Origin of the sequence: Streptomyces sp. (assembly GCF_035644915.1) — a bacterium.
In the GTDB taxonomy this organism is placed as follows: Bacteria; Actinomycetota; Actinomycetes; order Streptomycetales; family Streptomycetaceae; genus Streptomyces.
Window position 1 is genome coordinate 1 of the sequence record NZ_DASQNP010000228.1, and the last position, 10,502, is coordinate 10,502.

The window sequence follows — 10,502 nt, forward strand, 5'->3', positions numbered from 1 at the left end:
GGGGCCGGCGCGCAGCGGCACCCCGCCCGCCGTGGAGCACGGGCGGGCGGGGTGCCGGGTGGTGCGGGTCAGGAGCGGTAGGCCTCCAGCTCGCCGATCTGCGCGGCGGGCCAGCCCGTGTTGGCGGTGACCGTCACCCGCAGGTGGCGGGTGCTGGTGCCGGCCGGCAGGGACACGGTGGCCGTGTTGCCGGTCGCCGGGTCGAAGCGGAGGTCCCTCGGCGCGGCCAGGGTGGTGAAGGAGGAGCCGTCGGTGCTGCCCAGCACGGACAGGGTCTGGGTCCGCGCCTGCCAGACGGCGGCCGGGGGCAGCTTGAGGACCAGCCGGCGCACCTCGGCCGCCGTCCCCAGGTCCACCGTCAGCGACTGCGGGAACGCGTGGTTGGTGCTCTCCCAGTAGGAGTTCGCGTCACCGTCGACCGCCTTGCCGGGGCTGTAGACGTCCACGTGGCCGGTCGCGGTGACGGGCCGCCCCTTGGCGAGGTTGACCGTCGGGTCCGGCCCGGGACCGGGGCCCGGGTCGGTGCCGTGGTCGTGGTCGGGCGCGGGCCACGGCCCGCAGTACGTGGCGGGGAGCTTCTCGTTCCAACCGGAGTTGCCCGGCCCCTGGGTGAGGGCCAGCGAGCTGCCCAGGCAACTGTAGACCGGCTCGGAGAAGCCGATGTTCCTGGCCCTGACGTCGGTGAAGGACGCCTGCGCCGGGTCGTTGAACTGGAGGGCGAAGGTGCCGGTGCCGTCGATGGTCACGTTCTTGAAGTGGACGCCCCGGGTGGTGCCGGACACGAAGTGGATCGCGGCGTAGGAGCTGTCCAGGACGTCCGTGTCGGTGACGTTGATCGTCGCCTTGTCGATGGGGCTGTTGCGGGAGTCGAACCAGATCGCGCCGACGGGGAAGGGCCAGTTGTAGTCCGTGTTCCCGGCCCGGATGGTGGTGTTGCGGGCGAGGGTGAAGGTGCCCCGGACGTCGGTGCCCTGGCCCGGCGAGACCCCGGGGTAGCGGTTGCCCACGTGGAGCGCGCCGCCGTTGGTGAGGCTCTCGGCCAGGACGTTGTCCGTGACCGAGATGTCCGTGCCCCCGTAGACGGCGATGTGGTTCGCCAGGATCGGCGCCACCACGGTGTTGCTCTTGAAGGAGTTGCCGGCGTTCGGCCTGGTGTCGGACCACATGGCCAGGGCGTCGTCGCCGAGGTTGCGCAGGAAGGTGTTCTCCACGGAGGAGTTGGTCACGCCCCAGTGGAAGTTCACCCCGTCCGCCGTCTGGTCCAGGATGCGGCTGTTCCTGATGTGGAAGTTGTCCATCGGGCCGTCCATCCAGGCCCCGACCTTGGTGTGCTGGATCCAGAGGTTGTCGACGACGGAGTCGCTCATCGCGCCCCCGATCGCGTTGACCTGGTCCTCGTCGACGCGTTCGGTGATCTCGCCGATGATCGCGAAGTCCTTCAGCGTCACGTTGCGGCTCGGCCCGCCGGCCTCGTGCGGGCGTATCTCGCCGCTGTAGCCGCCGCCGGAGACGTACTTGCCGTAGATGCCCGCGGCCCGCTTGCGGTCCGTGGGGTGGCGGCCGGTCAGCACGCTGTACCAGGGGCCGGCGCCGCGCAGCGTGACCCGGTCGACGACCACGTGGTCGGTGAGCTTGAAGGTGCCCTGCGGGATCCACACCTCCTTGCCCTGCTCCCGGCCCGCGTCGACGGCCCGCTGGAAGGCGGCGGTGGAGTCGGCGGCGCCGCCGGGGTCGGCGCCGTAGTCCGTCACCGACAGCGAGCCCGCCGGGCGGGCGACGGGGGCGGTCTGCTCGAAGTCGGCGAGGTCGACGACCGCCCAGGGCGTGGCCGAGGTGGACGGGAGCGTGATCCGCACCTTCGACCCGGCGGCCAGGGTGCGGCCGAAGAGCGTCCTGGTCTCGTCGTAGAAGTGGTGCGGTTTGTCGCCGGGGGTGTTGGTGAAGGGGTAGCTGCCGTAGAACCAGCCGTACCGGGAGGTGAACTCCAGGTCCTTCAGCTTGGTGCCGTCCAGGCTCAGCGACACCGGCGCGGTGATGCCGGTGCCCGCCGCGTTGTCCGGCACGGCGTAGCGCACGGTCATCGCGTTGGCCGGCTCGGTGAGGGTGAACTCCACGTACTCCCCGGGGGCGTCGAGCCGTACGGCGCGGCGGCCGGACGCCTCGGAGGGCAGCGTGGTGTAGGTGCGGTCGGGGCCGATCACCGAGCCGTTGGTGGCGGCGGCCTCCGCCTCCAGTTCGGTGAAGGGCACCTGCGCGCCGCGGCCCTCGACCGCGAACGGGGAGAGGGCGGCGGATTCGGCGGCGACGGCGGTGCCGGATCCGGCCGGGAAGCCGGTGACCGCGGCACCGAGCGGGACGGCGCAGGCGAGCGAGACGAGCAGGGCGAGCAGCCGGCCACGCGGCGCGGCTCGTGTGGGGCTCATGGAGTTCGGACCTCCGAAGGTGGGGGGAACGGTGACCGGCGGACGGCCGCGGCGGGTCAGGTCCGCAGCCAGACCGCCGTGTCCTGCGGCAGACGGCCCCCGTCCAGGGGGCCGCTGGCGAGCAGGACGCCTGTGTGGGCGGGCAGTTCGACGGGTTCCGCGCCGAGGTTGACGGCGCAGACCAGGCCCGCCGGGCGGGCGAAGCAGAGGAGGCCGGACGGTGCGGGCAGCCACCTCAGCGGCCCGTCGCCGAAGCCGGCCGTGGTGCGGCGCAGCCGCAGGGCCCTCCGGTAGAGGGAGAGCATCGAGTCCGGGTCGGTGGCCTGGCGGTCGGCGGCGTACGCGGCCCAGCCCTCGGGCTGCGGCAGCCAGGGCTCGTCCCTCGACCCGAAGCCGCACCAGGGGGCGTCCGCGGTCCAGGGCAGCGGCACCCGGCAGCCGTCCCGGCCCGGGTCCGTGCCCCCGGAGCGGTGGTGCATCGGGTCCTGGATGCGGTCGAGCGGGATCTCCGCCTCGGGAAGCCCCAGCTCCTCGCCCTGGTAGAGGTAGACCGCCCCCGGCAGCGCCAGGGTGAGCAGGGCGGCGGCCCGGGCCCGGCGGGTGCCGAGCTCCAGGTCGGCCGGGACGCCGAAGGCCTTGGCGGCGAAGTCGAAACCGGTGTCCGCGCGGCCGTACCGCGTGACGGTGCGGGTCACGTCGTGGTTGCACAGCACCCAGGTCGCCGGGGCGCCGACCGGGGCGTGCCCGGCGAGCGTCTCGTCGATGGTGCGGCGCAGCGCCGCCGCGTCCCAGGGACAGGCCAGGAAGGCGAAGTTGAAGGCGGTGTGCAGTTCGTCGGGGCGCAGGTAGCGGGCGAAGCGCCCGGGGTCCGGCAGCCACACCTCGCCGACGAAGATCCCGCCGTACTCGTCGGCCACGGCCCGCCAGGAGCGGTAGATGTCGTGGAGTTCGTCGCGGTCGACGTACGGGTGGGGGTCGACGCCCTCCGTGAAGTCGGGCAGGTCGGGGTCCTTGGCCGGCAGGGCGGCGGAGTCGATCCGCACGCCCGCCACCCCCCGCTCGAACCAGAACCGCAGCACGTCCTCGTGCTCCTCGCGGACCGTGGGGTGCGCCCAGTTGAGGTCGGGCTGCTGGGGGGTGAAGAGGTGGAGGTACCACTCCCCGTCCGCCACCCGGGTCCAGGGACGGCCGGAGAACTGCGAGGTCCAGTCGTTCGGCGGCAGCTCGCCCCGCTCGCCGCGCCCCGGCCGGAAGTGGAACAGCTCGCGCTCGGGGCTGCCGGGTCCGGCGGCCAGCGCCGCCCGGAACCAGGGGTGCTGGTCGGAGACGTGGTTGGGGACGATGTCGACGATGGTGCGGATGCCCAGCCCGCGGGCCTCGGCGATGAGCTTCTCGGCCTCGGCCAGGGTGCCGAACGCCGGGTCGATGGTGCGGTAGTCGGCGACGTCGTAGCCGCCGTCGGCCAGCGGCGAGAGGTACCAGGGGGTGAACCAGAGCGCGTCGACGCCCAGTTCGGCGAGGTAGGGCAGCTTCGCCCGGACGCCCGCGAGGTCGCCGGTGCCGTCGCCGTCGCCGTCGGCGAAGCTGCGGACGTACACCTGGTAGATGACGGCGCCGCGCCACCAGTCGTCGGTGGGGTGCGAGGGGGAGGCTGCCACGTGGCGGTCCTTTCGGGCACGTCGGGCACGGGGCTCCGCCGGCCGGACGGCGGAGCGTCCCGCGGCGGTCGGCTGCGGGGTTCGGCGGGTGGGCGGTGTGGTCGGGGGCGGTCGGGGACTCGGGGTGTGGTCGGGGGCGGCCGGGGCCCGGTCAGCCCTTGAGGCCGCCCGCGGTGAGGCCGCTCATGATGTTCCGCTGGAAGACCAGGAAGATGATCAGCATCGGGACGGAGGCGATGGTGAGCGCGGCGATGAGGACGTTCTCGGGCACGCCGCTGGAGAGCGAGTAGATGCCGACGTTGAGCGTCTGTTTGGCGGGGTCGGGCAGGGTGAGCATCGGCCACAGGAAGTCCTTCCAGACCCCGACCACCGCGAAGATGGAGACGACGCCCAGGATCGGCCGGGACACCGGCAGGACCACGGACCACAGGGTGCGCAGCGGTCCGGCGCCGTCGATGGACGCGGCGTCGAGGAGTTCGCCCGGGACCGAGTCGAAGAACCGCTTCAGCAGGAAGATGTTGAAGGCGTTGGTGACGGACGGCAGCCAGATGGCCCAGGGCGAGTCGAGGAGGTTGCGTTCGACGATCGGCACGTCCAGCACCGTCAGGTACTGCGGCACCACCAGCACGGTGGCCGGGATCATCAGGGTCGCCAGCATCATGCCGAGGACGGCCCTGCCCAGGACCGGCCGGAGCCTGGAGAGCGAGTAGGCCGCGGCGACGTCGAGGACGAGCTGGAAGGCCAGGGCCCCGAGGGCGTAGTAGAGCGTGTTGAACAGCAACCGGGACAGGTCCATGACCTCCCAGGCCTGGGAGTAGTTCTCCAGGTGGACGCCGTCGGGCAGGAGGGTCGGCGGCGACTGGACGGCCTCCTGGGTGGTCTTGAGCCCGCCGGAGACCATCCAGTACAGCGGGCCGAGGAAGACCAGCGTGAACAGGACGACCACCAGGGTGAGGACCACCCGGTAGAGGAACCGGCCGCGGGGCCGCGCGAGCTGCGCGGGCGGGATGAGCGTGCGTGTGGACATCGGTCTCCTCCCGGCCCTACTCGTCCCCGCCGCCGCGGCCGAGCCGCACGTACGCGGCGGAGAACCCCGCGAGCAGCACGAGCAGGAGCAGGCCGAGCGCGGCTGCGCCGCCGTAGTCGTTGAAGTTGAAGGCGTACTGGTAGATGAGGTGGACGACGGTGGTGGTCGCCCCTTCCGGGCCCGCCCCGCCCGTGAGCAGGAACGGCTCGGTGAAGACCTGCATGGTCGCGATGATCTGCATGAGCAGCATCAGCGAGAGGACCAGCCGGGTCTGCGGAACGGTGACGTGCCAGATCTTGCGCAGCAGGCCCGCGCCGTCGAGTTCGGCCGCCTCGTAGAGCTCCCCGGGGATGTCCTGCAGGGCGGCGAGGTAGATCAGGGTGGCGCCGCCCATGTTCATCCAGGTCGCCGCGATGACGACGGAGAGCATGGCGGTGTCGGGGTCCTGCAGCCACTGCTGCTCGGGCAGGTGGAGGAAGGCCAGGATCTCGTTGAACAGGCCGTAGCCGGGGTCGTAGAGGTACTTGAAGAGCAGGACCGACGCGACGGGCGGGAGCATCACCGGCAGGTAGACCAGCATCCGCAGATAGCCCCGGGCGTGCCGGAACTCGTTGAGGACGAGCGCCACGACGAAGGGGACGGCGAAGCCGAGGACCAGGGCGAGCAGGGTGAACAGCAGGGTGTTGCGCCAGGCCTGCCAGAACGCCGGGTCGTTCGCGACGGTGGTGAAGTTGGACCAGCCGGCCCAGGTGGTGCGTCCGTCCTCGGTCCGCTGGAAGGCCAGGAGGAACTCCCTGACCATCGGGTACCAGGAGAAGAACGCGAAGCAGAGCACGGCGCCGATCAGGAAACCGTGCGCGGTGAGCTGGCGGCGCAGCGCCTGGCGGAACGCCCCGCCGGCCGGCGGGCCCACCGCGGGACCGGGACGGGGACGGCGGGGCCCGGCCGCCTGCCGGGTGGACTGCGTGGACACGGTGGGGGCCGACACGGTCGCTCCTTGCTGCGGACGGGGACCGGACCGGGCCGGAGGGCTTCGGCCCGGCCCCCGCGCGGGCGGCTACGGGTGGGCGAGGATCTGGTTGACCTGGGACGCGGCGGTGGAGAGCAGCTTGTCCACGTCCGCGTCCCGGTTGGTGAGGACGCCGGACACCACGGTGTCCAGGATCTTGTAGATCTCCTGCGCCCGGGGCGGCTCCGTCCTGCCCTCGACCGGGTGGTCCGTGAAGGTCTTGAAGTTCCCGATCGGCACGGTGGCGTTGGCGGCGCGGTTCGCGTCGTCCTTCTCCTTGCTCCCGTTCAGCCAGAAGTCGGGCTGCGGCAGGCCGACGGGCAGCTTGTCGGCCTTGGCGCGGGCCCAGTCGAACTGGCCCTCGCCCACCGTGAGGTTCTTGAAGTTGAGCCAGGCGACGGCGGCCTTGATCTTGTCGGGGGAGCTGCCCTTCTTGATCATGTAGTTGTTGCCGCCGAAGAGGGTGGCCTTGCCGCCCGGGATCGGGCCCATGCCGAAGTTGCCGTAGTCGGCGCCCAGTTGCTGCACCATGTAGGTGATGTCGTCGGGCGCGGCGAGGTACATGCCGAGCTTGTCCGAGGCGATCCGCTTCTGCAGGTCGCCCCATTTGAGCAACTGGGTCTCGCCCATGCTGCGGTCCTCCCAGCGCATGGTGCGGAGGTTCTCCAGGACCCGTCGGCCCGGCGCGCCCGCGAACGCCGCCTTCCGGCCGCTCGCGTCGACGACGTCACCGCCGAGGCTGTAGAGCTGGGCGGTGAAGTGCCAGCCGCCGGTGTTGGCCGTGCTGTACGTGCCGAAGCCGGCGATGCCGTCGCCGAGGCCGGCGATCCTCTTCGCGGCGGTGCGGACCTCCTCCCAGGTGCGCGGCGGCCGGTCGGGATCGAGCCCGGCCCGTTCGAAGAGCTTGCGGTTGATCAGCAGGCCCATCCGGTAGTTGCTGGTCGGCAGGCCGTAGAGCCTGCCCTGGTGCCGGAGCGAGTCCAGGACGGCGGGGTCGATGTCGTCCAGCGCCGGGACGGTCTGCTCGGTGACGTACTCGGTGATGTCCGCGGCGCCGTCGTTGTCGAGCACCTGCTTGAGGTCGGTGAAGTAGGTGTAGAAGACGTCCGGCTGGGACCTGGCCTTCAGCATCGCCGTGAAGCGCGGGGGTTCCAGGCACTGGCCCGGGGTGGAGCGGCCCTCGATCCTGATGTTCGGGTACCTCTTGTTGAACTCCCTGACGTCCTCCGTCCACTGCCTGCGCTCGGCGGCCTTGGCCTTGGGGGGCATGCAGTCGATCGTCAGGGTCAGTCGCGTCTTCGGATCGAGGGGCGCCGACGGGTCGGACGAACCGCCGCCGGAGTCCTCCCCGCCGTCGCTGCTGCTGGTGCCGCAGGCGGTCAGGGCGGTCAGGGCGAGGGCGGAGGCGAGGACGGTCGCGGCGGTGAGGCGGGTACGGCGGAACCGGGCACTTCTCATCGGTGGTCCCCTTCGGGCAGGACGTGGAGGACCCGCGGTCGGCGCGGTGCGGGGCGTGGACACTCAACCACCGCCAACAGATGTCCGCAATATCTCGCGCAGATTTCGTAAAAGATTGACAGCGCCTGCGTCCTGTCGGAGGCGCGCTGTACGGGAATTTCGCCGGAGGTCCCGGAGGCCGTGGGGGAGGCCGCGGCCCGCTACCGCGGGGCCTGGGCCGTCGACCCGCGCACGACCAGCTCGGGCTCGAAGAGCAGCTCGTCGTGCTGGACCTGACCGCCCTGGATCTGCGCGCACAGCAGCTCGACCGCGGCCCGCCCCATCGCCTCGATGGGCTGGCGCACGGTGGTGAGCGGCGGCTCGGTGCAGGTCATGAAGGCCGAGTCGTCGAAGCCGACCACCGAGACGTCGCCGGGGACGGCCAGACCGCGCCGGCGGGCCGCCCGTACGGCCCCCAGCGCCAGCGGGTCGCTGGCGCAGACGATCCCGGTGACGCCGCGCTCCAGGAGCCTGGCCGCGGCCGCCTGGCCGCCCTCCAGGGAGAACATCGCGCGCTCGACGCGCTCGTCCGGCAGCGCGGCGCCGGCCGCCCCGGCCGCCGCCCGGGCGGCGGCGAGCTTGCGCCGGGAGGGCACGTGGTCGCCCGGGCCGAGGACCAGGCCGATCCGCTCGTGCCCGAGGGAGGACAGGTGCCGCCACGCCTGCTCGACCGCCACGGCGTCGTCGCAGGAGACGCAGGGGAAGTCGAGCCCCTCGATGGGGGCGTTGACGAGGACGACCGGGATCCGGCGCCGGGCGAGCAGCCGGTAGTGCTCGTGCGGGGCGTCGGCCTGGGCGAACAGGCCGCCCGCGAACACCACGCCGGAGACCTGCTGCTGCAGCAGCAGGTCGACGTAGTCGGCCTCGGAGACCCCGCCCTTGGTCTGGGTGCACAGCACGGGGGTGAGGCCCTGCTGCGCCAGGGCGCCGCCGATCACCTCGGCGAAGGCGGGGAAGATGGGGTTCTGCAGCTCGGGGAGGACGAGACCGACCAGACGGGCCCGCTCGCCGCGCAACTGGGTGGGGCGCTCGTAGCCGAGGACGTCCAGCGCGGTCAGCACGGCCTGCCGGGTGGCCTCGGAGACCCCCGGCTTCCCGTTGAGCACCCGGCTGACCGTGGCCTCGCTGACCCCCACCTTCTTGGCCACCTGGGCAAGTCGTCGCGTCATGAGCGCAAGAGTAGCGCAAATCATGCAAGACATTTGCGTTCGCTTGCGTCCGGTGGACGGCCCGGGAACCGCCGGACGGCCGGGCGGCGCCCGGGTGCCGCGGACCGCGCGGACCGGTGGAGAACCGGTGGGGACGGAAACCGGCGGATGCCGGTCACCGGCGGTGCGCTCCCGCCACCGGTGCGGCACACTGTTGTCCCTCCGGAGGGCGGGAGACGCCGTCCGGCCGCAGGGGTTCGGGGGGACCGTGCTGGAATTCCTCGTCCGGCGGACGTGGGCGCACCGGCCGCTGGTGGCCGCCGTGCTGCTCACCGTCCTCCTGACAAGCTGTGCGCTGACCGCGCTCGCGGTGTTCGGCGACGCCGTCGCGGACGCGGGCCTGCGCCGCGTGCTCCAGCACCGGTCGGTCGCCAGGACCCTGCTCGAGGCCGAGGCCGGCGTCGACGCCGGCAACCGGGCGCGGTGCGACGCGCTGGTGCGCCGTGCCGCGCGGGACGCCTTCGACGGACTGCCGGTGCGCGTCGCCGCCAGCACCCGGTCGGGCCCCTACCAACTGCCGCGCGGGGAGCGGGGGGAGCGGACGGCGGGCTCCGGCGCGGACGACCCGCGCCTGACGCTGCTGGCCACCTTCGACACCTCCCGGGTGTCCTTCACCGCGGGGACCCGCCCGGGTCCGGCGAAGGCCGCGGACGCCGTTCCGGTCGCCGTGCCGCAGGCGGCGGCCCGCGCGCTGGACCTGCGTCCCGGCGACCGGCTGACCCTCGCCGACCGGCGCCGCGGCCCGCCGCTGCGGATCCGGGTGACGGGCGTCTACCGCCCGGCGGACCGCGGCGCCCCGTACTGGCGCCTCGACCCGCTGGCCGGCCGCGGGGTGCGCACGGTCGGCTTCACCACCTACGGGCCGCTGCTCACCGACCCCTCGGTGTTCACCGGCGGCCGGGTCGCCCCGGCCGCCATGTCCTGGCAGGCGCGGGCGGACTTCTCGGCGGTGACCACCGACCGCACCGACCGGCTGCGGGACAGTGTGCGCCGGGCCGTGGCCCGCCTCGGCGAGGACCCGGCCACCGGCGGCGTCCAGGTCACCACCGAACTGCCCGACCTGCTGTCCGAGACGGAGCGGTCGCTGCTGGTGAGCCGGTCGGCGATCCTGGTGGGCGCGGTCGAACTGGCGGTCCTGGCCGCGGGCGTGATGCTCCTGGTGGCCGGGGCGCTGAACGAGCGGCGCGCCGGGGAGAACGCCCTGCTGAGGGCACGGGGAGCCACCCGGGGACGCATCGCGGCCCTCGCGGCCGGTGAGGCGCTGCTGCCGGCGGTCCCGGCGGCGGTCGCCTCCGTGCTGCTGGCCGGGCCGCTGGTGGGCCTGTCGGCCGGGCACGGCGCCCTGGCGCAGGCCGGCGTACGGGTCCCCGCGGTGGCGGGCGGCGGGCCCCTGGTGGTCGCCGGCCTGGTGGCCCTGGGCTGCGTGGCGGCGCTGACCGCGCCCCACCTGCGCCGCCACGGCACCCACGTGCGGGAGCGGGCCGCACGGGCGCGCCGCCCGGTGCTCGGCGCCGCGGTACGGGCCGGGGCCGACCTGGGCCTGCTGGCGGTCGCCGTGGTGGCCTACGGGCAACTGGCGCGGCGGGCGTCCGGCGGCGCCCTCACGTCCGGCGGCGGAGCGCTCGGCGTGGACCCCGTGCTCGTCGCCGCCCCCGCCTGCTGCCTGCTGGCCGGGGCGGC

7 protein-coding genes are annotated in these 10,502 nt (G+C 73.3%); 1 reads left to right on the top strand and 6 read right to left on the bottom strand.

Features of this window, described 5'->3' with window-relative positions; genetic code table 11:
* Positions 1-68: 68 nt before the first annotated feature.
* From VE546_RS24495 to VE546_RS24520, 6 genes are all read right to left on the bottom strand, one after another.
* Complete coding sequence (locus tag VE546_RS24495; protein WP_324925953.1) at positions 69-2,423, bottom strand: discoidin domain-containing protein; 2,355 nt, start codon at positions 2,421-2,423, stop codon at positions 69-71.
* Between the two features lie 56 nt (positions 2,424-2,479).
* The gene (locus VE546_RS24500; RefSeq protein WP_324925955.1) at positions 2,480-4,081 is read right to left on the bottom strand and encodes an alpha-amylase family glycosyl hydrolase; all 1,602 of its coding nucleotides are present in this window, start codon (positions 4,079-4,081) and stop codon (positions 2,480-2,482) included.
* Positions 4,082-4,232: 151 nt separating this feature from the next.
* Positions 4,233-5,108, bottom strand: coding sequence for a carbohydrate ABC transporter permease (locus VE546_RS24505; RefSeq protein ID WP_324925957.1), 876 nt, complete (start codon positions 5,106-5,108; stop codon positions 4,233-4,235).
* Positions 5,109-5,124: 16 nt separating this feature from the next.
* Complete coding sequence (locus VE546_RS24510; RefSeq protein ID WP_324925959.1) at positions 5,125-6,096, bottom strand: sugar ABC transporter permease; 972 nt, start codon at positions 6,094-6,096, stop codon at positions 5,125-5,127.
* A gap of 69 nt (positions 6,097-6,165) precedes the next feature.
* Positions 6,166-7,575: an extracellular solute-binding protein gene (locus VE546_RS24515; RefSeq protein WP_324925961.1), complete on the bottom strand. Its 1,410-nt coding sequence runs from the start codon at positions 7,573-7,575 to the stop codon at positions 6,166-6,168.
* Between the two features lie 200 nt (positions 7,576-7,775).
* A complete protein-coding gene (locus VE546_RS24520; RefSeq protein WP_324925963.1) occupies positions 7,776-8,783 on the bottom strand; it encodes a LacI family DNA-binding transcriptional regulator in 1,008 nt (335 codons plus the stop codon).
* Between the two features lie 247 nt (positions 8,784-9,030).
* On the opposite strand from VE546_RS24520, the gene VE546_RS24525 reads away from it, so the two are divergent.
* On the top strand, positions 9,031-10,502 hold a 1,472-nt coding region (locus VE546_RS24525; protein WP_324925965.1), incomplete at its 3' end, for an FtsX-like permease family protein.